The sequence below is a fragment of the Asanoa iriomotensis genome (assembly GCF_016862515.1).
GTDB lineage: Bacteria > Actinomycetota > Actinomycetes > Mycobacteriales > Micromonosporaceae > Asanoa > Asanoa iriomotensis.
In genome coordinates this window covers 15,342-39,622 of record NZ_BONC01000029.1, presented here as the reverse complement: position 1 = coordinate 39,622, position 24,281 = coordinate 15,342, and the positions used below count along the sequence as shown (strand labels likewise).

Here is a 24,281-nt window from a genome sequence, read left to right as displayed (position 1 = left end):
TTGACCCGGGTGGGCGGTGGGCTAGTATTGCTCGGCACGCTCGGGGTGTGGCGCAGTTTGGTAGCGCGCTTCGTTCGGGACGAAGAGGTCGTCGGTTCAAATCCGGCCACCCCGACCATGTAAGACACCAGCTCAGGGCCGGTTTCCTCACCAGAGGGACCGGTCCTGAACTGCTTCCATGACCCTTCTGGGGAGAATTCTGGGAGACGATCTTTCCTCGTCATCTCCCCACCTCTCCCCGCCGGGCTTCCAGCAAGCGATCCAGGGCAGCGACCGGCGAACCTGGAGCGAACGTCAGCCGGGCGTCCAGCGCGCCAAGCCAGGCCGCCGTGAGGCCGTCGAGAAGCCTGACCCGCATCCCGGCGGTGACGTGCGAGTACCGAGCCTGAACCGATCCGTCCTCGTGCCCCATCCGCTCATCCATCAGCTTGGGCGGGGTGCCCAGCTCCTCCATCAGGGTCTTGTGGGTGTGACGGAGCCCGTGTGGAGTCAGCCCCGCCGCTATCGACACCCAGCAGGCGTCAGCTCGCCCGGACGCGTTCCGACCACGCACAGGGATACCCGGCCACGGCTCGGCGAGCACTGGGACAGGCCGCGCGACTTGTGGCGCCTTCCTCGGGTAGCGGCCCGACGCGGCCGGCTGAAACAACCAGGTCGCGAAGCCGTTACGCCGCCAATGCGCCGCCGGGTCTCCGGCCGGACCACCATGCACGTAGCCGAGATCGGCAGCAGCCGCTTCCACCCGCGCCCGGGTCGCCTCCGGCAGAGACTCCGGCCGATTCAACGCCGCCGAGACCGTCCCCACCGACACACCAGCCCGGCGAGCCACATCGACCAACCGCACGCCCGAGCGCCTGGCCGTCGAGTTGGCGACGCCGTAGCCACGGAAGGCGTAGGTCAGCCCATGGCAGGCGCAGGGCTTGGGAGCGACCTTGGCGACGTGGTCGGCGATGAGGCCGCTCAGCCACCCAGGCAGGTCGATCGTGCGGTGTGAGTCATCTTTCGGTGGGCAGCGGCGCAGCTCGCCCGTGTCGAGTTCATATAGCTGCCATTCGACGCGAACCCCGGCCGGGCGGAGGTACCTAGTTTCCAGTCCCACCAGCTCACCCCAACGCATCCCGGTGAACCCCTTAGTGATGATCGCGGCGAACTCGTCATCCCGACCGGAGAGCAGGGCTGCGCGTTCCGCGATGAGCAGGACGCCCAGTGCCGTTGTCACGACCTTCTCCGGACCCCGAGTGCGCGACCGACCCGCCCGCTTCCCCCGGCCGCGACGGCGCGACGCCGGGTTGGAGTCGCGCAGCCCTTCCTCAACCGCGTCAGCAAGGATCAGGTGCAGAGTCGACCGCCAGGTCTTGATGCTCGACTCGGCGTAGCCGGCGGCCCGCTCACGCTTCTCCCAAGCGGCCACGTCGAACGGCAGGATATCGGCCACCGCCACCCTTTCGAAGGTGGGCAGCAAGTGCTCCTCGATGTGACGCCGGTAGTTCTGCATGGTCGAGGCCGCCAGATCCAGCGCCGCATACCAGCGGTTCACGTACTCACCGAACGACACGCGGCGCGCCGCCGGGTCGCGCCGACGGGTGCCGGCCCGGACCTTGGCCTCAGCGTCGTTGGCCGCCTGCTCGGCCTCCCGGCGAGTGCGGAAGCGGAGCGTGGCGCCGGACGAGTCCTTGACGGTGTCGTACTTGCCAGGACCGACCTTGTACCGGCCACGCCAGTAGTCTCCGCGTTTTTCGGCGTACCCCATTGGTAGCTGCCTCCTTTCTTCGGTCACGCCGCCGCGTGCGGCGTACTGGTGCGGGCGCGACGTGGGATGCGTGCATTGAGCTGCACGACCGGCTCACCGTTCGTAGGAGTCGCCGGTCTGACCGTCTGTGGGCGGCGTGGGACCGAGGTAGATACGTCGAGCGGTTCGACTTCGAAGAGGCGGGCGATCTCGCTGATGTGCTCTTCGGTGAACCTGTAGCTGCCGCCGATCCAGCAGTACGGAATGCGCCGCCGCCTTGCCTGTTCCTTGACCCACCACACGGAGCAGCGCAACCGCTCAGCCACCTCGGCCGGGCGGTAAAACGTCGTCGGAGCCGACGTTTGCCTGTCCACGCTCGCTGGTTCCTCTCCGATCGGGTGTCAAGGCGGGTTTGACAGTGAATCGACTTACGCAGCCAGGGCTACTAGGTCCGTGCGGGCGAGTTGTTGATGTTCTCTAGCGAGCGCTGCGGATGTGTTGGCCATCAGGGCGTCAGCGGTCGTATGCCACCCGGCACCAACGAACTGAAGGAAGTTGACGACTAGGGTCGTCGGTTCCTCGCCGGGTTCGGTGACCTCGGGGCCGCTGTTTTGGACGCGTTGCCAGGTGGCGCGTTCGGCGCGTAGGACGGTGAAGGTGACCGAGTAGCGGCGGGACTTGGTGAGGAAGTGGCCGCCGAAGCCGAGCATGTGTGCCCAGCGTCGTAGGCGTCGCCAGTCGCTGGGCCGGCCGAGGATCCAGCACGCTTCTACGAGGCGTTCGGTGTGGGTGCCGTCCGGGTCGGCGTAGACGCCGATCGTGTCGTCGTTCAGGCGGCTGGAGGCGTGACCCGTGATCTCCGTCGACTTGGTGGCGTACTTCGCGAGGTACGCAGCGACCATGCCATCGGTGACCTCACCGTCGGCCGCGACGGTGATCAGTTTGGTGAGGGTCTGCGGACCCCAGGCGATCGGCCAACCTTCGGGTCGTGCCGGGTGGTCGCCGGTCGTGAACCCCACCGTCCCCGCTGCGTGGTCCACCGCCGCTTTCAGGTCGCCCGCGTCGAGTCCGGCCGGAGGCGGGAGGATCGCGTCTCGGTCGTCGGGGTCGAAGCCGTCAAGACGGATGATGGCGTGGAAGTGAACCGCGGCTCGGCGCTGCATCTCGGCGGCTTTGCCGAACGAGAGCCGGAACGGCGCCACACTGCGGACCCGGACCTTCCCGTCCCGCACGGTGACGACCTGGACGTCAGGAATCCCCCGCTCGCGGGCCAGCCGCCGCATGTACCGGTTGATCGCGATGGTGGTCCGGCGCCAGAGTTCCCCAGCCTGCAGGTTCCACACGACCTGGGCATCGTGGTCGTAGCAGTCCAGACACAACGGCGTACCTAGGGCGCGGTCACTGTCTGCGTGGCGGGCGAAGCAGACCAGCCGCCGGCCGTGTTCACACCACGCGGCGTCGCGGCGGGGGTGGCAGGGTTCCGGGCGGCAGTCGCAAGATGCCCGCCGCCCGCAGGTGTGGCGTTTGATGTGGCGGGTGTGGACCGGCCCGAACGACGGCGCGGTGAAGGTCGGGAACACGGCCGGGTGGGTGGCGACCTGCTCCGGCACGCCCTTGCCGCCGATCAGCCCGGACCGCACGACCTGGTACGCGTCGCCCTTGTACCGCTGCGAGCAGGCGGGGCAGACCGTCTCCCGCCGGTTCCCGCACGCCTTGTAGATCACCCCGTCCGGCATCGTCGCCGTCGACACCGTGGACAGGATCCGGCCGGTGTCGGCTTCCACCGTCGCGATGGCGCCGGCGAGGCGGACCGGGCGCACGCACGCCGCCGCCGAGCGAACGTGGTCAAGCCAGTCCGGGTAGTCGTCACGGACCGCCCGAGCGATGGCCTGCAAACGGACGTCGGTGGAGCGCACGTACCACGGCGGCGCCATGGTGGTTGGCTCGGCGCATGGGGCCGTACCCGAGACGTGAGTCTCGGGTACGACGGTCAGCGTCGAGACGGTCACCGGGCCGCCCGTGCGGGACGGTTGCCGTTGACGGTCGGAGCAGGTTCGGTCGGGCTATCGGGCAGCAGGTCCATCTGTGCGATGGCTTGAGCCGCTTCCTTCGATGTGATCCGAAGCTCGACGGCGAGCTTGCCAGCAGTGATCGGCGTGCCGTGTTCGGAGCGGTACGCGCGTGCCGCCTCGGTGGCCCTGTTGAACACGTCCGGTGATACGACCGGCAAGGTGAGCTGTGCAGCGTCGGGCGCGGAGACACGAGTGTCAGTGGCGGACGGTGCCAGCGCAGGTGCCGGGGTACCAGGACGTGCCTTGTGGGGTCGGGGTGGCGCGGTGCGCCGCTCGTCAACGGTCGCCGGCCGGATGGCCGTGCCAGCCGTCGGTGTCGGGGTGATCCGGGAAGCGACCTCGGCCGGAGTCGGAACCTGCGGCCGGGCCTCCGTCACCGTTGCCGGGACCGGGGTCGGTTCCGGGGTGGGCACCGGTTGCGGTGCCTGCCGGACCGGCGGTACCGGGTCGGTGACGGTTGGGGTCAGGGCCGGTCCGGCGTCGGTGACGGCGGGTGCGGCGGGTACGGATGTGGTCGGTGCCGGGGTCGGCGTATTGGCGCCTTCCCGGCGGATCAGGGCGCGCATGTGCACGGCCAGGGCAGCGACGGCAGGCGGTAGAGCGCCGACGATCGCGGCCAGGACCACGCGCCAGAGTTGGTCGGTCGTGGATGCGGTGTGCAGCAGGTGGTACGCCGACTGAGCGGCGATCCCGATACCAGCCGCACCGTAGGTGTTCTTCTTCGCGAACGCTGCGACCTTCGGCGGGACAGGGGACATCCACAGCACCAGCGCGACGACGACATAGCCGTCAACCGCGACGGGCATCAGCCACGCCAGCCGCAACACGAGATCGGCAATCGAGAGGGTTGCGGTGAAGCCGGCCAGTTCGGCCAGGGCGACCCAGGTGGTAGCGGACAGCCCGAACGAGGCCGCCAGCACCGCCCACGACGCCACCGACGCCAGACGCGGCTCACCGTGATTGTTTGTCGTTGTCATGCCGTGCCTCCGTTTCGGAGGTAGGCCATGACGCGGTCGTCGGTCGCAGCGGCTTCCTCAGGCGAGGTGAACCAGTTGCCGCAATCGTCGAACCAGCACTGATAGACGAAGGAGTCCGGAACGTTCGTGTAGTGGTGTAGGTGATCTGCGTGTCGGTGTGACGGTTCCGGCTTGGGTACCTGGTCGCCGACCGCGACGAACGCGGCGTTGTCCGGGCGCACCAAACCGGGCGGAATCTCGCCTTGGTGCCACAGGTTGTGGGTGACGATCTCCGTGCCGTCGACACGGCGGATGAGGAACCCGGTGCCGTAGCAGCCGTATCCCTTCGGGAAGACGGCGAGTTTCTCGCCGGGTGGCTCCGCACCGATGCGGTAATGGTGGCCATCGATGATCAGCCCGCCAGGGTTGGCGAACTGCTCCTGCCAGAACTCGCACGTGTAGCAGACACCAGCGGCGATCAGGTCCGGCCGCGTCGACCCGCACACCGGACATCCGATGACGGTCGCGGACGGCTCGACATGAGGATTCGTCGTCATGACGGCACCGCCAGCGTGTGGAGCAGGCCCTTAACCACCGCTGCGAGGTGTCGGAAGTTCCAGCGGTAGCCGCCGACGGTGACGGTCACCGAGTCGGCCGGGTCGTCATCGAGGTCCGCGAAGGCGATCTCGACGGCGGCCGGGGTGAAACGGACCGTGACCGGTCCAGCGGTGATGACGCGGTCGCCGTCATAGACGAACGCGCATGGCTGGACGTGAGGGTCGGCGAGCAGCAGCTCGTAGAGGGTTCTCGCGTTCTCTGCGAGCGCGGCCCGCAGGGCTGGCGACATGGTCATGCCGCACCCCCACCCGGCTTGCCGCCGCTGGTTGCGTCCAGCGGGCAGAACGACAGGACCGTCGGGTTGTTGAGCCCCTGCCGGTCAAGGAATGCGGTCAGTTCACGGACATCTGTCATGGAGGTGATCGGCTTGGGCCAGGTCACCTCGCAGTTCCCGACGCCGAGACCGGCGCCGGCCTGGTACATGTAGGAGACGAAGTAGCGGGTCTGGGTCATCGGTTTCCCCTTCCGTTCGACGGGTGGTGCACAGGTGTCGGGCGGAAGGGGGTCGATCCCCTGGCCGCCCGGGTGGTTGCCGCAGCAGTGGCGGCACGGGTGGCAGGGGTGATCCCGCATAGCGGGCAGCGACGCGACGCGCCGCCTTGTCGTTTGAGAGCCCGCTCCAGTGAGCGGGTGCCGGGCCAGGTCCGCGCGAGGGTGAACCCGATGCCGGCTGCGCTGATGACTGCCATGAGGCGGGCACCGCGACCGGATGCGTGGTCGGCCAGGCGTGCGGTCAGGTTCGTGGTCCAGCCGGTGTAGTGACCGGCGTGGCCGTACGGACGGTCGAAGTGGAGCAGATACACGGTCCCGGTAGCGGCCATCACGCACCGCCGGGAACGCTGATCGGGAACAGGGACGGTGGCCCCTGCTCAGGCGGACGGTTCGGGTTGAAGGTGCGGCGTGCGGTCGCCCCAGGTTTGCGGGCCGACCGGGTGCCGATGAGGTAGTCGAGCTGGTCACCGGTCAGCCGGCCGATGGCTTTCTGGTCTTCGGCGCGCCGCCGGTAGAGCAGCGGCCGGGCGGTGGCCAGGGTTGGGCATTCGGTGATGTTGTCGGTGTAGCGGAACCCGCAGCCGGGGCACACGGATCGTGCCGGGCGGCCCGGGTGATGGTCGGCGAACACCTCGGCCAACGTCGCGACCGTGACGAGCTGCCCGGCCTGGACCAAACGCGCGTCCATGGCGCCGGGCCGGTCAGGACGCTCGCCGAAGCGGGCTTGTGCGGCCTGCCGGGTGACGCCGAGTCGTTGGCCGATCTCGTCCCACGAGTAGCGGTAGGGCGGCTTGCGGAGGCTCACCACGGCGAGCCGGGTAACCGCGTCCACCTCGGAAGCGAGGTCTGCCAGTGACTGCAATGCTTCGACGTCGCCGGCAGAGACACGGCGGCCGTAGGCCCGCAGGATCCGCCGCGCGAACGCGTCGAACTCCGTCGTTTCCGTGAACTGCTTGGCCCGCTTGCGGGTGCTCCGCGGCTTGCTGGTCCGGTCGGTCATCGTGCACCGCCTGGGTCAACGTCGCCGTTGAGGGCCTGCCCGAACAGCCGGTCAGCTTCGTCGGGGTCGGTGACCTCGACGGCCTTCCACTTGTCGCACAGGCCGCATCGGTAGACCCGTTCCACCCGAACGCCGTCGCCAGGGAAGCACGACGCCGACGGCGACAGAGCGTTGTCTTCCGCCATCGGGGCACCGCAGCAGACCGGTACCGACCGCTTCCGCTGGATACGGTCCCACTCGTCAGCGGCGCCGTAGAAGGCGGCGATGACGTGCGAGACGTTGCGGGCCGGGTCGTCGTTCCAGCCGCCGACGAGTTCCTCGAGGTCCTCGCCGTAGCCGGCCGCCAGAGCGTCCGACGGGTCGGGGACGTCGAGGTGCATCACCAGGTAGTCCGCCAAAACGCACACCGTGGCCTCGAACGCCTCGGCACCCTTAGGCGCGTCAGCGTCGATGACCGAGGTGCCGTAGACGGCCATGCGGATCGCGCCGAGGGCGCAGGCCGCCGGGTACGGCGCGTCCGGGTCGGCGAACATGTCGCCCTGGTGCCAGCCGTGCCGGCGCAAGTAGCACGCCGCAGTACGCAGCCGGATCGCCGGGGTGGCCGTGGCCGGGTCGGGGTCGACCTCAGTGAACTCCTGGACGGCGTAGCCGTCCTGGTCGATCCAGCCCAGGTAGCCGGCCTCGCGCAGGTCGAAGAACCTGCTGTCCGAGGGGGTCTCCGGTGCCCTGTCCCAGCGGCGGAACGGGGTGGCCGAGGTCTGCTCGGCCTGGTTTTGGGTAGGCTGCATCGCAGCTACCTCCCTTCCAATTTGTGGGGAATCGGTGGCTGTTAGGCCGGACGGTCGGCGACTTCTTGGCGGAGGTGGGCTGGCCGTCCGGGCGGGATCAGTGCCAGTGCTGGACGATGGTCACGCAGCGGTGACCGCCGACCGCCAGGCCCGCGAGCGCGAGGATCGCGACGGGGATGCTGAGCAGGCCGAGGCCGAGGGCTGCGGTCATGTTGAACAGGAACCACACGACGCCGCCGATGACGGCCAGGGCGCCGAGCCCGAACACGATCCCGAAGCCGAGCCAAAACCGGCGGACCTTACGGTCCCGCTCCGCGATCACGGCGCGGCGCTGGAGCCAGCGGGCGTAGACGATCTGGTCCCGCTGACGCTTCGCGATCAGCTCCCGCTCAGTCAGCGTCTGGAGGTCGCCGCCGCCCGTGGCTGGGTCGATGTAGTGGATGATCCGGACTGCCGCCGGCTGCTGTACCGGCAGTTGCTTGGCCATGAGTGGCCCTCCCTATGGGTTGGTTGGTCAGGCAGCGTCTGCCGCGCCCGGCTGCTGGCCGGTGTCGGTGGCAGCCTGGCGGTTGACGGTGGTGCGGAGAGTGGCCGCGTAGCGGGCGATCGCCGCGCAAGTGGCGTCGTCCAGGTACGCGGTCTTGACGAGCTGTGGGGTGCCGCCCTCGGCGATCAGCAGACCAACACCCGGGTTGGTGGGGCTGATGCTGTTGGCTGTCCAGCCCTGTTGCGCCCAGCCGTGTCCGAGGACAATGTCGGAGCTTGAGTGGCTGGTGCACCGGCCCGCGAACCGCCACGCGAACAGATCCCGCAACGAGGTGGGGATGATGTCCGAGGACGGTCGCTGCGTCGCCGCGATCACGATGATCCCGACCGCACGACCCCGGGCGACCAAGTCCCGCAGCAGCGCCGCGAACTCTTCGCGATCCTGCTTCTTACCGACCGTGGCCGAGAAGTAGGCGATCTCATCGATCGCGACCACGTACGGCATGAACGCATCGCCTGCGGCGACTTTGCGTCGTTCGCAGTCGACTAGGTACGCGTACCGGCGGTCCATCATGATCTGAAGCCGCTTCAACAGCTTGTTCGCGGCGTCCAGGTCAGGGCCGACGAACCCGCCCGGTTCGGCGCAAGCCCGCCATTGCCCGAGCTCGACCAGCTTGCCGTCGAGCAGGACTAGCCGGCAGTCCAACGACAGCGCCGCGTGCGCGACGACCGCGTTCAACAACGCCGACTTGCCCGCGCCCGGCTCGCCGCCGATGAGCATGTTCCGGTAGATCAGCGGCACCCGGACCGGCTGCCCGAACTCATCGATCCCGATATGCACCGGGTCGAAGATCGACAGGACCGGGCCAAGAGTGACCGGCTGGCTTCCCGGTCCGGTGTCAGCGACGAGCGTGGGCATGGCGGTCACGCCGCCGGCCGGGACTCAGCCGCCGAACCCGCCGTGTTGGCCGGGGTGGCGGTGTTCCAAGGGTCGTCCGGCACCTGATCCGGGGTGAACCCGTCGGAGGCCCGTGCCCGGTTCATCTTGGTGACCTTCGCCTGAGCGAACTTCAGTGACGGGCCGATCTCGTCCACGTCGAGTTGGAACATCGACCGCTTCTCGCCGGTGTCCTTGTCCTCCCAGCGGGACAGGCGCAGCCGCCCGTAGACGACCACCCGCGTGCCCCGGGTGAGGGACTCGGCCACGTGTTCGGCCATGTCCCGCCACGCCGTGCAGGTCAGGAACAGCGGCTCGCCGTCCTTCCACTGCCCCGACTCGCGGTCCATGAACCGAGGCGTGGACGCCACCCGGAACTTCGCGACGGCGGCCCCTGCCGGGGTGAACCGCAACTCCGGGTCATCGGTCAGGTTCCCGATCACCGTGATCGTGGTGTCTCCTGCTGCCATTACTGGCTCTCCTTGTCTCGAAACAGATCGGGTCCGGTGGAAGCGGTTCGGGTGGTCACCGTCGACCTGCCCGCGGCTGCTCCACCGGTTCGGGGACGTCGGCCAGGTCCAGGCCGACCGGGGACACCACCGCAGACAGCGATGGCCGGGGCTCGCGCACCTGCGCGAGCAGCGCCGCCAACGGAGACGGCACCAAGTTGGCCAGCGGGTCACGACGAGTCAGGTCCACACGGACCAGCGCCGCGAACCGTGCCGAGGCCCGGACCACGCGGGCTTCACCGGCCCAACAGGTCACAGCGACCTTGCCGGCCTTGCCCTCCAGGTCAGACAGATCCAGACCCGGGCGAAGCCACACCCAGACCCGCTCGCCGGCCGGAGTAGGCCGCGCCCACAGGATCAGCGGCAACGCACCCGATGACCGCGAAGCCGAATGCACGAGCTGCGCGAACACGACCCGCAGCCGGTGCCGAACAACCAGACACCACGACCAGGCCGACAACCGACGCCGGACCGGCCGCACCGCGAACGCGAGGACCAACACCGCCAGCACGATCGTGAGCGCAGACCACACGTTGACGGCCCTGACCAGCAGAGCCGGACCCACCGTCAGTACCGTCAGCGCCGCTAGCTCGAACGACCAGCGCCATAGCGCCCGCAGCACCGGCCAAACGAAGACCAGCGCCGCAGCCGCACAGCCACAGGCCAGGCCAGCAGCCAGGCCCAAGACCACCGCCAACAGTGGATGCCAGAACAACGCCGACACTGCGCCGGTCAGCACCGCCACCAACAGCGACACGCCAACGAAAGCCAGGCGTGCCCGCCTTGCGTACGCCGCAGACACCGGCGCCTCAACGACCGCGACCGTGCCCGGCCGGTCGAAGAGGTTCGCTCCTGCCACTTGCATCACCTCCAGTGTGACTCATGAGTCCCTTGATGGGACTAGATAGTCCGATGATATGGGGACTGTTGAGTCCCAGTCAAGGACCAATGAGTCCCGATGTGACCAAGGGGTCCCTTGGCTAGGACTGATACGTCCTACACAATGGGCAGGTGGAAATGGCGGAAGTCCTGCGTCGACGCAGGTCAGAACTTGGAATGTCACAGGCCGAGCTAGCCGACGCGGCCGGCGTCGACCGCCGGCAAATCCGGCGATATGAGGCCGGCGAACAGCAGCCCGTCCTGTCGGTCGCGGTCGCGATCGCTAACGCCCTGGACATCTCCGTAGGTGAGCTAGCGGGACTCGCGAGTCACCGCATCCACCTGTCGGGGGACTGGTGGGCTTCATGGCAGACCTTCAAGGACGGCGAGGAAATCGTCACGCTTCAAGAGGTGCGATTCCGGCAGGAAGGCGAGCGGATCGACGTCGAGACGACCACGCGGGGCCTCGACGTCGAAGAGGGCGGCTACCACTGGCGAGGCGAACTGCGGCTGTGGGACAACGAGATCGTCATGGGCTGGTATGCAGCCACCGACGGCGCCGTCCGGTCGAAGGGCACGATGTATTTCGTGCTGCACCCGCACGGTCAGTACATGTCCGGCCGGTGGGTCGGTCTCAGCTACGACGGCAGCGTGGTCACCGGTTGGGGCGCCATGGCTCGTGATCAGGAAACAGCGACTGCGACGATCGAGGAACTCAAGGCGTCGGAGGTGGCGCGTGCCTGAACAGGTCTGCGAGGTTGTGATTACGGCACCGGACCCAAACTGGCTCGCTTCGTTCGCTCGCGAGTTGGTCGACCTGCGGTTGTGTGCAGGCGGCCACACGATCAACGAGATCAGCTCTGTCTTTCGGTGGCGTGGCGAGGTCAACGAGGTGCAAGAGGCGAGGGTCGCACTGCACACAAGGACCGCCCACGTCTCCGAGATCGTGCGCCTGACGAACGAGCGGCATCCCTACGAAGTCCCCTGCGTCGTCGCATGGCCGATCGAGAGCGGCAACCCGACGTACATCTCGTGGATCATCTCGGAGACCAGAGAGCCGGGGTCGCAGTCATGACCGCCCATAAGAGTCGCGTGTGTCATTTCGTGATCGACTGCGACGACCTGGACGGAGCTGTTCAGTTCTGGTCGGCGGCGCTCGACGCCACGGAGGAACCCGTGGCGGACCAAAGCCGCCACATCTACCGACGGCTACGCCTACCGGACTCAGAGATCCGGGTCCTACTTCAGCACACGGCCGACGCCAAGTTGTCGAAGGAGCGCATGCACCTGGACCTGGAGGTGGAGGACGTCGAGGCTGAGGTGCAGCGACTTGAGACCCTCGGCGCGCGCCGCTACGACCACCAGCAGGCACGCGGGTTCGACTTCTGGGTGATGCGCGACCCGTGGGGCAACGAGATCTGCGTCTTGGAGCCTGTCTTCCCAGAACTACTCGACCGCAGGCAAGAACGGTAAGAAGCTCGCTGCCAACCAACCTTTGGGGTCAGTCCTCGCCCAACTCGGGCCGGTATTCCTTGATCCACGCTTCGACGTCATCCGTCGCCCAGATCTTCCCCGCAGCCAACTCGGCGACCGGGTCCGGGAAGTTCTTGTGACTCGTAATCGCATAGACGCGCTGGCGGCTGATCCCACCAAGCCGCATGCGGATCTCGTGCGACATCATCAGCCGCTCGCGCTTCCGCTTCGGTGCCATGACCCTGACCGTAGGCAGCCGTCACGAGGGCGTACGTCATCATGGCGAACGTCAACGCGACGTCTGCTCTTGACCTATGCTGTGGTCGTCCGTCAACGTAATGCCATGACATCGCAGCCTAACTGGGCACGTCGCGCCTCGGCGCCTCCGGCGTGGTCGCCGTGGCCGCTTCTGCATCAGCCGAGCCCCAGCCAGCCGCGGGCGCATCTGCCAGCACGCCCGATCTGGCTCTGCCAGGAGGACGGTCAGGAATGGCCCTGTAGAGACGCCAGGGCAACCCTGCTCACGGAGTACGGCGATGATCGCCCGGCCCTCTCTGTATATCTCGCAGGCCAGCTCTTCGAGGCGATGGCCGATCTCCACCGGCTGCGTCCCCACAAGCTGCCAGAACCCGCCGCAATCTTCGACCGCTTCCTGCGATGGGCTGACCCCCCGCCAGCAGACGCAGACGCTGAGTAGGCCGACGCCGAAACGCCCATTCCGGCGAACCAGAGCGTTCAAGGTGACACCGCGCCGTTGTGGACTTTGCGTGCTCTCGCGGCGGGAGCGTGACACTGGGTGAGCGCATCGGTACTCTGGGAGGCCCATCGCCCCCCGGTCGGAGTTTGTCATGCACCTGCGGAGTCGTCGCAGTCAGATGCAACAAACGATCTACCCAAGTGACCCATACACATTTATCAAGCACCGCTCGTATGCCCATTACTTAAACTGCTGGCTTCCCGTCTTTCTTCAGACGCGCGACACCGCCACGGTAGTCGACGCGTTTGCGGGCGCCGGAATATACAGCCAAGGCGACCCAGGTTCATCTGTGGTCGTGGCTAAAACTCTTCTTGGTCATTCACGACTCCAACGCTTTCGGGGAACCCTTCGTCTCCTCTCACTGGAGGAGCGACCCGATCGAGCCGCCGAACTGGAACGGCAGCGACAAAAGGTGCCGTCCGCTGCGCAACTCAAATGGCGGGTGCTGCCGCCCGGATCATTCGCCGAGAATGCCCAGAAGCTTCGTGACTACACCCATCGAGAAAATGACGGGGACCCGGTTCTTTGGTTGCTGGACCCATACGGCCCTGCAGACCTCGCGGCGGAGAGTGTGAGAGCGTGCCTAGATAGCGGGCCACGCGACGAGGCAATAATCTCGTTCTTCAGTAAAGAGATGCACCAGCGCAAGACTGTAAGCACGTGGCAAACCGCGATGCAGCGTCACTTCGGAACGAACTCATGGCGAACGGTGTTAGACCACCAATCCCAACCGGAGGGGATGACGGCCCTTGTCGAGGCGTACTGTTCCGACTGGCGTTCCACAGGCCTCTACGCTAGCTACTTCGCGATAAGAGTGCCGAATGAAACTGCGCGATACCATCTCGTCTTTCTCACGCACGCGGAACGGGGCCTTGAGTGCTGGACCAAGATGCAGCGCAGGATCGACCCAGTCTTAGGACGGGGCGCATCTCCGGCTTCCATCGATGCACCAACCCTCTTCGACGGCATTGCGATAACGTCGACAATGGTTGAGATACTCCGTGGCTATGCCGGGCAAGAGAAGACGTGGCAGCAAATGCGGATCGATGCAATGCAGGCGGGCCAATCCGATAGGCTCCTGCGGGCAGGCCTCCAGGAACTTCGCATGACGGGCTTGGCTTTCAGAGTCGAGCCGCTCGAAGCGACGACTCCGTGGCCCGAAGGATGCACCGTCAGATTCTACTCTGAAGCTGACCTCCGCGATGCGGACCAGGCCGAGTTCAACTAAACAGCTACTCGGGCAGGCATCTCATCCCAGGTACGCCCGTCCAGATTGCGACCAGCTTCCTTCGGCGTCCGACCGCCCCATTGCTTAAAAAAGAAGGGAACATGTCCCTGAGTGCACCTATCGCGCAGTTCCGCAACCCAGCGCACATCGACCGGGCGATAGTTGGGTCCGCTTTCGCCGCCGGCAATCACCCATCCAATACCGCTCAAGTCGATCTGACCGAGCGATGCCAAGAGGGGCTCGCAAGAGAGGAACCGGACCGCCGCCGGCACGCCACGCAACTCGTCAATCCGGTGCGCCTCACGGCTGGACTCGACCGAAACGCCCATCCACACGTTCTTTGGCCAAGGCAAATTGGGGGCGAGTCGGCGTAGGCGCCGAGCGCGCTTCGTCAGAACCTGAAAGGTGTGCTGCGGGCAGGCCTCCATGGTCTCAAAAACCTCCCGAATGAACGGCAGGGGCACTTTGCCGTGAAAGAGATCGCTCATAGAATTCACGAACACCAGGCGCGGTGCGCGCCACTTGCGGGGAATGTCAAGCGCATCCCGGTGCACCGTCAGACCGAAGCCCGGCCCGGAGGTTCGCGCATCCCCGTCGTTCTGATACTTCGCCTGACCCATCGCCTTGAGGCGCTTGGACAAGGTCAAAGCGTAACAATTGTCGCATCCAGCCGATATCCGATCACATCCCGTGGTCGGGTTCCAGGTGGCCTGAGTCCACTCAATTGCCGACCCGTCTGCCATTCCCGCCTCCGATGTCTTGTGTCGGTCGGGCGTAGGTTACCGAAGGCGGGCAGGGCGTCACACACAGGCGCGCCGATAGCGAATTCATCTCATCTGCGCGAGCGCACGGCCACCCGATTGTCTAGTCCCACCTGATGTCGAGTCCCACCTGATGCCGGTGAGAACTTTCTATACGTCTTCAAGGCGGCCGCAAGCGGCCGCTCGCGCCCTAGCCGGACACGGCACGCCTTGCCGCTTCGCTCGCGGCGCGCCGGCCCGGCGGGGCGCGTAACCGACAGCGGGCACGCCGAAGCCCGGCGACTACGAACCATCGCAGTCACCGGGCGGCCGGCCATCACCGGGGCGCGGTTACGGCGGACGCCGGCCACCTTGCGCGGCTCGCGGTCGCGCGTCGACCAGGGTCACGCCTCCGGCGGGTAGGGCCTCCGGCCCTACGACCCGGAGATGGCCTCCGGCGGCCGGGGCTACTCGCCCCTGGACCCTCGGCGGCTCTGGGATGGCCGGCACGATCGGTGCGCCCGTCGCACACCACAGGCAGCCAGACCGCGCCCACCTGGTCCAGGTCGTTCGTCCAGTGGGGCGCTCCACCTGGACCAGGTGGGCGCGGCCCGGTTGGGCGAAGCCTGCGCGACGGGATGCCATACAGGCCCAGACCTCGGGCACTCTTAATGGACAGCGGCGTACCGTCACGTCGTGAATACGCCAAGGCGACGCAGCCAAGAACACGGATGCCGACTGTGTGGCTCGTCCGGCCAGGTGTCGAAGGAAGATGCGTTGCCCAATTGGGTACGCAACCACGCCGCCGCGCAAGTCGCCGAGCAGTTCACCGGGTGGGATCGAGGCACGCCATACGCTGGGAAGCGACCACCGGCCTCCGTGACGCGAGCCGTCTGCAAGACATGCAATGGGTGGATGAACAGCCAGTACGAGAACCCGGCCAAGCCCATCCTCATCCCGTTGATCGCCGGGCAGGCGCATACCATGCCCGCGACGGCCGTAGACCTCATCGCGCGTTGGATCGCTAAAACGGTCTTGATGCGCGCGCTGGTAGACCGAACGCCGACAGCGCTGATACCTGTGGCCGAGTACCGGCGGTTTCGAGTCGAGGGCACCCCGTCCGCGCGGTGCTGGATCTACATTGGAGCGCTGGACGAGTCCGCTGCCGGCCAACACCTTCCTGTCGGTCCGCAACCGGGAACCCCGCCCGCGAAGTCGGGAGGCACTCGTGGGACGTGGCTGGCGTACACGGCCACGCTGGTGATCGGACGACTCGCGGCCCAGTACGTCCACAGCTTTGACGGTGCGAGGTACATACCAGCCGCTGAGCGTGCTGGACTCGTCGGAGCAATTTGGCCGCCGACAAACCGGGCGCTTGCATGGCCGCCACCGGCAACAATCACCGTGGAGAACGCACGCCTGCTCGACCTCATGACCGCGCGGCCGGAGACCGGATAGCCCCCGGAACGCGAATCGCCAGGTTGGGAGAAGTCTGGGAGACGATCTTGTCGTTCGCTGCCACGCCAGCCTTCGTAGACTTACAGGAACAACGAGGCCGACCAGTATGTATAGCCAGATGCCCATGTAATGGGCCGGGCCTGACCTAGTTCGGGACGAAGAGGTCGTCGGTTCAAATCCGGCCACCCCGACCACATAGCACCGCCACAGGGTCGGTTTCCTCACGAGAGGGACCGGCCCTGACTCGTTTCCGTCGAGCGGGTCGCGGTCGGGACCGCGAGTGTCGGTGGGTGTCCCTATGCTCCGAGTCCTGGCGGCACTCGACGGGAGGGACTTCATGAAGACCTTCGACCGGTCCGATGACCTGCGGAAAGCCGAATTCCGCGGCGTCACCCTAAACGGCGCGCGGTTCGTCGAGTCAGACCTGTCCGGCGTGGTGATGCGCGGTGTCGACATCGCGGGTGCCGACATCGACGCACCCTGGCTCTTCGAGGATGGGAGCGGTCTGCGGGTCAACGGTGTCGACGTGGCACCCTTCGTCGATGCCGAGCTGAACCTGCGCTTCCCCGGTCGTGCCCAACGGCGGGCCGAAGATCCCGACGGCCTGCGAGCGGCCTGGGCAGCGCTCGAGAAAACCTGGGCGGCCACCCTCGCCCGCGCGGCGGCGGCGCCCGCCGGCACCGTTGACATCCGAGTCGCAGGCGAGTGGTCCTTCGCCCAGACGCTCCGGCATCTGGTGCACGCGACGGACGTGTGGCTGGGGCGGGCGATCATGAAGTTGGAGCAGCCGTTCCACCCATTAGGGCTGGCGGACGGGGGCGACGGGTCGGAAACGCCGACCTACGCCGAAGTGCTCGCGGTCCGGGCCGGCCGCGTCGCCATGGTGCGCGACTTCCTGGCCGCGGTCACGCCGGAGGATCTCGTCGCGGTGCGCGAGAACCCGCACAACCCGGAGCATCCGGAAACCGTCCGCTCGTGCCTGCACGTGATCCTCGAAGAGGAGTGGGAACACCACCGGTTCGCCGTCCGAGACCTCGATGCGAGCTCCGGCGGCTGAGCCGTCACGTGTCAGCCGTCGCCGACGCGGGGGCCAGGCGGGCACCGTCGCGGCCGTCGCGTTTGACCGCGTACATGGCCGCGTCCGCTCGGCGCAGGGTGCGTTCCGGTGGTTCCTCGTCGGCCACCAGCGCGACCCCGATGCTCACCGTGCGCCCGATCGCCCGGGCCGCGTCCGTCAGCCGGTCCGCGATCGTCATCGCCTCGCTCGGGTGGCGCACGTCCAGCACCGCCACGAACTCGTCGCCGCCCAGGCGGAACAGTTCGTCCACCCGGCGCAGGGCGCCTTGCAGCGCGCGGGCCAGTGACACCAGGACCGCGTCGCCTTCCTGGTGGCCGTACGTGTCGTTGATGTACTTGAACTGGTCGATGTCGATTGCCAGCAGCGCCGTGCGGCCCGGCACCGCGTTGCGGATGCGTTCGCCGAACGGGCCCTGGTGCCGCAACCCCGTCAGCGGGTCCGACATCGCCAGCTCGCGGAGCGCCGCCAGCGTGCGCAGGCGGTCCAGGCACGCCCAGGCCTGCGCCGCCAGCAACTCCATCAGGTTGACCGTCGACGAGTCCGGCTCGAGGGTGCGGTCGTCGGCGATCAGCATCACGCCGCCTTCGCCGGGTGGGCCGACCGGCACCGTGATCAGTGTTGCCACGCCCGCGTCCAGCAGTGGGCGGTAGACCGGCGGCACCGTGTGGCCCGTCTCGCCGAGGGTGTGCGACGAGCCGTGCCGGTGTGCCAGCGTGACCAGTTCCAGCAGCGCCGACTCGGGCACCGTGGTCAGCACGTCGCGCAGGTTCGCCTCGAACTCGTCCGGCAGCGCCGTCGGCATGCCGACCCGGATCCGTTGGCCTTCGCTGACCACGAGCACTGCGGCGCACAGGCCCGAGACGTCGCGGGCCGCGTCGTTGGCTGCCGCCATCAGTTCCCACTCGGTGGCCGCGGCGGTCAGCGCGCCGGCGTGCCGGAGCAGCTTCTCGCTGCTGTTCTCGGCCGGTGGCCCGCCGAGGCGGGTGATCCGGTCGCCGAGGCACGCCGCGACCTCCTCGATGCAGGCCCGGGCGGCGGCGACGTCGGTGGGGTCACACCACTCGACGTCGAACACGCCGATCGGCTGGCCGTCGGTGTCGACGAGGGGCGCGCAAACCTCGAGCGTCACGTCGGCGATGCCGACCGGGATGTAGTCGGGGTCCTCGCGGACGGCCGTGACGGTCTGTGTCCGCCCGGTGCGGAAGGCCCGGCCGGAGACACCACGACCGGTCTGCACGGCGGTGAAGACGTGCCAGGAGCCGGCGGCGGCGACGCACCGGAGATGATCTCGTACGGGCAGCAGCGCGGCCGCCATCGCGCCCGTCTCGGCGCTGATCGTGTTGACCGCGACCCGGCAGGCTTCTTCGGCGGACGATGCCCGGGTCAGGCGCGCCGTCACGGCGCTGACGATGCGTTCGTGATCCAGTCGCACGGCAACTTTCTGGGCAGGAATCGGGTTGCTGCGACGAAGAAGAAAAATCTTCGGCAGCCTACCGACTGTATCCGGATCGTTGCCGTCGGCATCGGGACGAACCCGGCCATCCCGGATGCTGGGTGAGCGGTGTCACCCCTGTTGCGCAGACGGCAACGGGCCCGCCGGGCAACTGCCGGCGGACCCGTTGACCTGCTGCTTTGTCAGCCGCTCCCGCGACTCGAGCCGTTCGTCAGCCCCCGCCGCGACCGGGGCCGCGGCCTGGCCCGTTGCCCGGCTGGTTGCCACCGGGGCCCGCCGGAGCGCCGCCCTTGCCGTTGCTGACCTGGATGACGACCACGCCACCCTTGATCGTGCGACCCTCCGGCGACGTGCCGGCCACGGAGCCCGCCGGGCACTTGGAGTCGACCGGCAGGTTGTCGACCTCGACGTCGAAGCCGGCCGCGCTGATCCGGGACCGGGCCGTGTCGACCGACGCGCACTCGACGTTCGGGATCGAGCGCTGGTCACCGTTGATCATCTTGCCGGTGCTCGGCGCCGTGAACTCCTTCTTCGGCGCCTTCATCGCCTTCATGCCGTCGCGCAGGGTCTCGTACACCGCCGGGTTGACGATGTCGTGCTCCATGTCGTGCGGCGTTTCGGCGTAGTCCGGGTCGGCCAGGATGCCGGCGACCGAGAGCTGCTTGGTCATCGTCACCAGCGACGCGGTCTTCTCGCCGTCGGTGGTGCCGGACTTGCCGGCCACCGGGTAGCCGACGGTGCCGCGCACCCCGCCCGCGGTGGCGCCGGTGCAGCGGGAGGTCGAGGACCGGTCGCCAAGCGGGCAGCGGGCCGCGTCGACGGCCGCGCGGGCGACCTGGACGTCGAGCACCTTCTTGCACCGGGAGTCGGCGACGTCGAGCTTGGCGCCGTCGGGAGCGATGATCTCCTGCACGGGGTTGGGCTCGCAGAAGGTGCCGTCGGCTGCCAGGGTCGCGTACGCGTTGGCCAGGTCGAGCGGCGTCGTGGCCGAGACGCCCAGCGTGAAGGCGCCCCACCCGTCGGCGTAGTCCTTGTTGTTGGCGAACCGGGCGTCGCTCTTGGAGCGGAACTTGATGCCCATCCGCTTGGCCGCGTCAACGACGTTGGCCGCGCCGGCCCGCTCTTCGAGCGGGACGAAGTAGGTGTTGACCGAGCGACCGAACGCGCCCCACATCGTGTGGACGCCGGCCATGCTCTTGTTGGCGTTCTCGGGACAGTATTTGTTGGTGCCCGGGCAGGCACTCGGTCCGTTGAACTCGACGATGTACTTCGAGGTGTATTTTTCCTCGGCCTTGATCGTGTAGCCGAGCGGATAGCCCTTCTCCAGGGCCGCGACCAGCGTGAAGATCTTGAACGTCGAGCCGGCCTGGTAACCCGTGATGTCGCCGCCGCCGGTCAGCAGCGGGTTGGTCGTGTTGGGGTAGGTGCCCCGGACCTTGCGCTTCTTCTTGGCCGGGTCGGTGGAGATGCCGTTCTGCGGTTTGTCGGTCGAGTCGAGCTTGTAGTTGCGGTTGACCGCGAGCGCCCGGACGTAGCCGGTGCCCGGCTCGATCGCGGCGACCATCAGCGCGTTGGGATGGTTCTTGGCGGTCTTGTAGTACTGCTCGACGTTGGCCTTCGCGGCGTCCTGGACTCCCGGGTCGAGCGAGGTGACGATCTTGTAGCCGCCGCTCTTGAGCCGCCGCTCACGGTCGTACGACGTGGCTCCGAACGCCTCCTGGTCCATCCACCAGCGGTAGAAGAAGTCGCAGAAGAAGCCCCAGCTGTTCTTGGTGGTGGCCACACAGCCGTTGGGCGCGCGCTTGCCCTTGACGGTCAGCTTGACCGCCTTGGCCTTGTCGCGCTGCTCGGCGGTGATCTGCCCGATCTTGAACATGTTGTCGATGACGTAGTCGCGCCGGGCCACGGCCTGCGGGTAACCGGTGTCGGTGGTCGGGTCGAACTCCGACGGCGCCTTCACCATGCCGGCGAGCATCGCGGACTCGTCGATCGTGAGGTCCTTGGGCAGCTTGGCGAAGTAGACCTGGGCCGCGGCGTAGACGCCGTAGGCACCGTTGCCGAACGGCGCGGTGTTGAGGTAGCGCTCGAGGATCTCGTCCTTGCCCAGCTCTTTGTCGATCTGGAGCGCGTACCGCATCTCCCGGACCTTGCGCTGCGGGGTGTCCTCGGTTGCGGCAACCACGTCCTGCGGGTCGGTCGCGGAGTAGGCGATGGCCAGCCGCACGTATTGCATCGTCAGCGTCGAGGCACCCTGGGTGGTCTCGCCGGCCTGGTTGTTGGCGACGAACGCCCGGCCGATGCCCTTGATGTCGACGCCGTTGTGCTTGTAGAAGTCGTGGTCCTCGGCGGCGATCATCGCCTGCTGCATCGTCTTGGAGACGTCTTTGAGCGGGACGTCGCGCCGGTTCTCGTCGTACATCGTCGCCAGCGGCGTCTTGCCGTTGCGGGCGTAGATGTAGCTGATCTGCGGCGGGCGCTTGAGGGTCAGCTCCGTGGGCAGCTTGTCGAAGGTCTCGACGCCGGCCTTCGCGGCGAGGCCGGACATCGCGACGGCCGGGAACGCGGCAGCCGCGACCACCACGCCGGCGAGCACGCCACAGATCACCAGCGATGCGGCGTTGGCGAAGATGTTGTGATCACGTCGCCGCATCCAGCTCTTTTTGCGCGGCTTCACAGCCTTCGCAGTCCGCTCACTCACCACGCCAGGGTACGGGAATGCACAACAATCTCGCGTCCCGCGTTGGTGGCGGTAAGGGCACGAGACCGGACGCGCGGTGATCCGGCTGAGGACAACGCGAAAGACGACGCGCCCGCGAGCACGTCCTTCCGGAGCCGGTGTCGTTGATGTGTTATGCGCACGCTCCGGCAGCCGATGCGTATCGGCATCGAGAATTCTGCCGGACTGCTGTGGTTCGTGTTGGCTTTTGACCGAATCCAACCAAGATTTTCCGCGTACGAGGCATCTTCAACCGCCTGTTATGGGGTAGGCGAAGAGTGTCCCAGTTGTGATGTATTTATCTGACAACGTTGCGTAATCAGACGACTACGGAGCATGATGGTCCGGCGAGTATCGCGCGCCACCCGCCGTCTCCCGGGGGACACGGATCGGTGGGTGACCGGGGGCAACACCTGCCGATTCGAGGTCGGGAGTCCGACTGATGTGGGGGGTTCGGCAGCGGACTGCAAGGGGGGACGTGGACTGATGGGCATGATCACAGACTGGCCGACATTGGCGGCATGCCAGAACGGAGACCCGGACGCGCTTTTCGTACAGGGCGCCGAGCAGAACGTCGCGAAGCGGATCTGCCGAAGCTGCCCTGTGCGATACGAGTGCCTGGCCGACGCGCTGGACAACCGCATCGAGTTCGGCGTCTGGGGTGGCATGACCGAGCGCGAGCGGCGCGCCCTGCTGCGCCGCCATCCGCAGGTGGCGAGCTGGCGCAAGATGTTCGAGGCCGCACTGCGAAACAAGGACAAGTCGCCGGTCATGGCCGGCTGATGGCCGAGCCGATCATCCGCAGCCCGTCGATGTCGTGCACATCGGCGGGCTGCGCCGCTACGGCCACCGTCGGCACGTGGGGGAACTCCGCGGCAAAGCCGGCCGTCACGGCCCGCTCCCGGTCGGCGAGGGCCGCCAGCGCCGCGTGAATGCGCAACGCGTCGGCGGTGGGCACCTGCTCGCCCGCCTCGTCGAGCCCGGCCGCGCCGGAGAGGCTGGCATCGGCGGTCAACCCCGGCACCTTGACCGTGTGGACCCGGTTGACCACGAGCCCGGCCAGCGGCATGCGCTCCTCGCCGAGCCGCCGGGCGAAATAGGACGCCTCGCGGATCGCGTCCGGCTCCGGGGTCGCCACCACCAGGAACGCGGTCTCGTCGGCCTGGAGGATCTGGAAGGTCTGCTCGGCCCGCTGCCGGAAGCCGCCGAACATGGAATCGAGCGCGGCGACAAAACCTGACAAATCAGTCAAGAGCTGCGCGCCGAGCACTTTTTGTACGACCCGGGAGAAGACCCCGAACGACGCGGTGACCAGGCCGAACACGCTGCGCCCGCCGGCCCGCGCGGGTGCCAGCAGCAGCCGCAGCATCTTGCCGTCCAGAAACCGGCCCAACCGGGCGGGCGCGTCGAGGAAGTCCAGCGCCGAGCGGGACGGCGGCGTGTCGACCACGATCAGGTCCCACTCGCCCTGCGCGTGCAGGTGGCCGAGCTTCTCCATCGCCATGTATTCCTGCGTGCCGGAGAAGGTCGAGCTCATCGCCTGGTAGAAGGGGTTCGCGAAGATCTCCGCGGCCTTCGCCGGGTCGGTGTGCGCCAGCACGACCTCGTCGAAGGTCCGTTTCATATCGAGCATCATCGCGTGCAGCGAGCCGTCGCTGCCCTCGCCGACGCCCTTGACGGGGCGGGGGGTGTTGTCGAGCTCGGTCAGGCCGAGCGACTGGGCGAGGCGGCGGGCGGGGTCGATGGTGAGCACGACGGTGCGCCGGCCGTGCTGCTCGGCGGCCCGCAGCGCGAGCGCCGCGGCCGTCGTGGTCTTGCCAACCCCACCCGACCCGCAACAGACCACGATCCGGACGCCCGGATCACTCAGGATCCGGTCGACGTCCAGCCGCGGCGGGTGCTGATCCGAAGACACATGGCCGAGTTTATGGGGTCGGAGCAGCCAACAGAGCGGCGGCGAGAAGGTCGAGGCCGGTCCGGTCGACTCCACCGCTCAACAGAGGCAGCTCCAGCACCGGCCGGCCGAGCTCGGCGAGGTCGCCGCGGAGGGAATCCTCCAGCTCCTGGCGGGTCCGGTGATCGCGGACCTCGGCGTACAGGCCGGTGACCGTCGCCTTGTCGGTGGGCAGGCCCGCGGCGGCCAGCCCGCGCCGCAACTCGGCCTGTGTGACCTTGCCGACCGAGGTCAGCGGCTCCTGTGCCTCGTTGACGATCACGTGCCCGACCGGGATGCGCAGCCGGGCCAGCTCCTCGATCGCGTCGACCGTCTCCTGGACCGGCATCTCCTCGAGCAGCGTGACCACGTGCACAGCGGTCATCGGCGAGCGGAGCAGGGCCTGGACGCCGTCACTCTGGGTCTTGATCGGCCCGACCTTGGCCAGCTTGGCGGTCTCGGCGGTGACGTTGAGGAACCGCCCGATGCGGCCGGTCGGTGGTGCGTCGAGCACGACGGCGTCGTACACCCGATGGCCGTTGGAGGTCCTGGTCGTCGCCTCCTTGACCTTGCCGGTGAGCAGCACGTCGCGCAGGCCCGGGGCGATGGTGGTGGCGAAGTCGATCGCGCCCAGCCGGCGCAGGGCCCGACCGGCGGCGCCGAGCCGGTAGAACATCTCGAGGTATTCGAGCAGCGCTTCCTCGGCGTCGATGGCCAGCACGCGCACCTCGCCGCCGCCGGCCGCGGCCGTGATCCGCCGCTCCTCGTAGGGCAGCGGCGGCGTGCCGAAGAGCTGGGCGACGCCCTGGCGTCCCTCGACCTCGACCAGCAGCGTGCGGCGTCCGCCGGCGGCCAGCGCCAGGGCGAGCGCGGCGGCCACGGTCGTCTTGCCGGTGCCGCCCTTGCCGGTCACGACATGGAGCCGCGCCGGCCAGAGATCGGCACGTCGGCCCGTCGCAGTCGTCACGCTCCCAGACTA

26 protein-coding genes and 1 tRNA gene are annotated in these 24,281 nt (G+C 67.7%); 8 read left to right on the top strand and 19 right to left on the bottom strand.

What is annotated here, in order from left to right; translation table 11 throughout:
- Nucleotides 1-41 precede the first annotated feature (41 nt).
- Nucleotides 42-118: transfer RNA gene (locus Air01nite_RS20875), tRNA-Pro, on the top strand.
- Nucleotides 119-220: 102 nt separating this feature from the next.
- Here the strand turns inward: Air01nite_RS20875 and Air01nite_RS20870 are convergent.
- The 13 genes from Air01nite_RS20870 to Air01nite_RS20810 form a co-directional block, all read right to left on the bottom strand.
- Nucleotides 221-1,750, bottom strand: a complete 1,530-nt coding sequence (locus tag Air01nite_RS20870) for a site-specific integrase (RefSeq protein ID WP_203704415.1) — start codon at nucleotides 1,748-1,750, stop codon at nucleotides 221-223.
- Nucleotides 1,751-1,773: 23 nt separating this feature from the next.
- A complete protein-coding gene (locus Air01nite_RS20865) occupies nucleotides 1,774-2,103 on the bottom strand; it encodes a helix-turn-helix domain-containing protein (RefSeq protein ID WP_239090843.1) in 330 nt (109 codons plus the stop codon).
- Between the two features lie 54 nt (nucleotides 2,104-2,157).
- Complete coding sequence (locus Air01nite_RS20860) at nucleotides 2,158-3,663, bottom strand: replication initiator (RefSeq protein ID WP_203704413.1); 1,506 nt, start codon at nucleotides 3,661-3,663, stop codon at nucleotides 2,158-2,160.
- A 71-nt stretch (nucleotides 3,664-3,734) separates the two neighbouring features.
- Nucleotides 3,735-4,736: a hypothetical protein gene (locus Air01nite_RS20855; protein ID WP_203704411.1), complete on the bottom strand. Its 1,002-nt coding sequence runs from the start codon at nucleotides 4,734-4,736 to the stop codon at nucleotides 3,735-3,737.
- A 38-nt stretch (nucleotides 4,737-4,774) separates the two neighbouring features.
- Nucleotides 4,775-5,314 carry a hypothetical protein gene (locus Air01nite_RS20850; RefSeq protein WP_203704410.1) on the bottom strand — a complete coding sequence of 180 codons (540 nt, stop codon included), beginning with the start codon at nucleotides 5,312-5,314 and terminating at the stop codon, nucleotides 4,775-4,777.
- Nucleotides 5,311-5,610, bottom strand: a complete 300-nt coding sequence (locus Air01nite_RS20845; protein WP_203704408.1) for a hypothetical protein — start codon at nucleotides 5,608-5,610, stop codon at nucleotides 5,311-5,313. Before Air01nite_RS20845 ends, Air01nite_RS20850 begins: the two co-directional genes overlap by 4 nt.
- The gene (locus tag Air01nite_RS20840; RefSeq protein WP_203704406.1) at nucleotides 5,607-5,828 is read right to left on the bottom strand and encodes a hypothetical protein; all 222 of its coding nucleotides are present in this window, start codon (nucleotides 5,826-5,828) and stop codon (nucleotides 5,607-5,609) included. The genes Air01nite_RS20845 and Air01nite_RS20840 overlap by 4 nt, the downstream gene beginning before the upstream one ends.
- 367 nt (nucleotides 5,829-6,195) lie before the next feature.
- Nucleotides 6,196-6,867 carry a hypothetical protein gene (locus tag Air01nite_RS41195; RefSeq protein WP_239090842.1) on the bottom strand — a complete coding sequence of 224 codons (672 nt, stop codon included), beginning with the start codon at nucleotides 6,865-6,867 and terminating at the stop codon, nucleotides 6,196-6,198.
- A complete protein-coding gene (locus Air01nite_RS20830) occupies nucleotides 6,864-7,655 on the bottom strand; it encodes a DUF6197 family protein (protein WP_203704404.1) in 792 nt (263 codons plus the stop codon). The genes Air01nite_RS41195 and Air01nite_RS20830 overlap by 4 nt, the downstream gene beginning before the upstream one ends.
- Before the next feature lie 97 nt (nucleotides 7,656-7,752).
- On the bottom strand, nucleotides 7,753-8,142 hold the full coding sequence (locus tag Air01nite_RS20825; protein ID WP_203704402.1) for a hypothetical protein: 390 nt from the start codon (nucleotides 8,140-8,142) through the stop codon (nucleotides 7,753-7,755).
- A 27-nt stretch (nucleotides 8,143-8,169) separates the two neighbouring features.
- A complete protein-coding gene (locus Air01nite_RS20820; RefSeq protein ID WP_203704401.1) occupies nucleotides 8,170-9,060 on the bottom strand; it encodes an FtsK/SpoIIIE domain-containing protein in 891 nt (296 codons plus the stop codon).
- 5 nt (nucleotides 9,061-9,065) lie between these two features.
- Nucleotides 9,066-9,548 carry a single-stranded DNA-binding protein gene (locus Air01nite_RS20815; protein WP_203704400.1) on the bottom strand — a complete coding sequence of 161 codons (483 nt, stop codon included), beginning with the start codon at nucleotides 9,546-9,548 and terminating at the stop codon, nucleotides 9,066-9,068.
- Between the two features lie 55 nt (nucleotides 9,549-9,603).
- Entirely contained in the window at nucleotides 9,604-10,332 is a 729-nt protein-coding gene (locus Air01nite_RS20810; RefSeq protein ID WP_203704399.1) for a hypothetical protein, read from the bottom strand.
- A gap of 272 nt (nucleotides 10,333-10,604) precedes the next feature.
- On the opposite strand from Air01nite_RS20810, the gene Air01nite_RS20805 reads away from it, so the two are divergent.
- The 3 genes from Air01nite_RS20805 to Air01nite_RS20795 are packed head-to-tail and all read left to right on the top strand — an operon-like array spanning nucleotide 10,605 to nucleotide 11,939.
- Nucleotides 10,605-11,210, top strand: coding sequence for a helix-turn-helix transcriptional regulator (locus Air01nite_RS20805; protein WP_239090852.1), 606 nt, complete (start codon nucleotides 10,605-10,607; stop codon nucleotides 11,208-11,210).
- Nucleotides 11,203-11,541 carry a divalent-cation tolerance protein CutA gene (cutA, locus tag Air01nite_RS20800; protein ID WP_203704397.1) on the top strand — a complete coding sequence of 113 codons (339 nt, stop codon included), beginning with the start codon at nucleotides 11,203-11,205 and terminating at the stop codon, nucleotides 11,539-11,541. The genes Air01nite_RS20805 and cutA overlap by 8 nt, the downstream gene beginning before the upstream one ends.
- Nucleotides 11,538-11,939, top strand: coding sequence for a VOC family protein (locus tag Air01nite_RS20795; protein ID WP_203704396.1), 402 nt, complete (start codon nucleotides 11,538-11,540; stop codon nucleotides 11,937-11,939). Before cutA ends, Air01nite_RS20795 begins: the two co-directional genes overlap by 4 nt.
- A gap of 28 nt (nucleotides 11,940-11,967) precedes the next feature.
- Here the strand turns inward: Air01nite_RS20795 and Air01nite_RS20790 are convergent, their stop codons facing one another.
- On the bottom strand, nucleotides 11,968-12,177 hold the full coding sequence (locus Air01nite_RS20790; RefSeq protein WP_239090841.1) for a hypothetical protein: 210 nt from the start codon (nucleotides 12,175-12,177) through the stop codon (nucleotides 11,968-11,970).
- 610 nt (nucleotides 12,178-12,787) lie between these two features.
- On the opposite strand from Air01nite_RS20790, the gene tcmP reads away from it, so the two are divergent.
- Entirely contained in the window at nucleotides 12,788-13,924 is a 1,137-nt protein-coding gene (gene tcmP, locus Air01nite_RS41950) for a three-Cys-motif partner protein TcmP (RefSeq protein WP_373310438.1), read from the top strand.
- Here the strand turns inward: tcmP and Air01nite_RS20780 are convergent.
- A complete protein-coding gene (locus Air01nite_RS20780) occupies nucleotides 13,921-14,667 on the bottom strand; it encodes a DUF5131 family protein (RefSeq protein ID WP_203704392.1) in 747 nt (248 codons plus the stop codon). The two genes, tcmP and Air01nite_RS20780, sit on opposite strands and share 4 nt — an antisense overlap.
- A gap of 912 nt (nucleotides 14,668-15,579) precedes the next feature.
- Between Air01nite_RS20780 and Air01nite_RS20775 the strand changes: the two genes are divergently transcribed.
- Nucleotides 15,580-16,122 (top strand): hypothetical protein, encoded by a 543-nt coding sequence (locus tag Air01nite_RS20775; protein ID WP_203704390.1) that lies wholly within the window; start codon nucleotides 15,580-15,582, stop codon nucleotides 16,120-16,122.
- A 298-nt stretch (nucleotides 16,123-16,420) separates the two neighbouring features.
- Nucleotides 16,421-17,179: a DinB family protein gene (locus tag Air01nite_RS20770; protein WP_239090840.1), complete on the top strand. Its 759-nt coding sequence runs from the start codon at nucleotides 16,421-16,423 to the stop codon at nucleotides 17,177-17,179.
- Nucleotides 17,180-17,183: 4 nt separating this feature from the next.
- Here Air01nite_RS20770 and Air01nite_RS20765 read toward each other — a convergent pair whose 3' ends face one another.
- Nucleotides 17,184-18,626, bottom strand: a complete 1,443-nt coding sequence (locus Air01nite_RS20765; protein WP_203704484.1) for a sensor domain-containing diguanylate cyclase — start codon at nucleotides 18,624-18,626, stop codon at nucleotides 17,184-17,186.
- Between the two features lie 238 nt (nucleotides 18,627-18,864).
- Nucleotides 18,865-21,303 carry a penicillin-binding protein gene (locus Air01nite_RS20760; protein WP_203704388.1) on the bottom strand — a complete coding sequence of 813 codons (2,439 nt, stop codon included), beginning with the start codon at nucleotides 21,301-21,303 and terminating at the stop codon, nucleotides 18,865-18,867.
- Between the two features lie 552 nt (nucleotides 21,304-21,855).
- Between Air01nite_RS20760 and Air01nite_RS20755 the strand changes: the two genes are divergently transcribed.
- Nucleotides 21,856-22,152, top strand: coding sequence for a WhiB family transcriptional regulator (locus tag Air01nite_RS20755; protein ID WP_203704386.1), 297 nt, complete (start codon nucleotides 21,856-21,858; stop codon nucleotides 22,150-22,152).
- On the opposite strand, the gene bagB is transcribed toward Air01nite_RS20755, so the two are convergent.
- Both bagB and bagA read right to left on the bottom strand, forming a co-directional pair.
- Nucleotides 22,139-23,284, bottom strand: coding sequence for an ArsA family ATPase (bagB, locus tag Air01nite_RS20750; RefSeq protein ID WP_203704385.1), 1,146 nt, complete (start codon nucleotides 23,282-23,284; stop codon nucleotides 22,139-22,141). The genes Air01nite_RS20755 and bagB overlap by 14 nt on opposite strands.
- Before the next feature lie 10 nt (nucleotides 23,285-23,294).
- A complete protein-coding gene (gene bagA, locus Air01nite_RS20745; RefSeq protein WP_203704383.1) occupies nucleotides 23,295-24,269 on the bottom strand; it encodes an ATPase BagA in 975 nt (324 codons plus the stop codon).
- Between the last annotated feature and the right edge of the window lie 12 nt (nucleotides 24,270-24,281).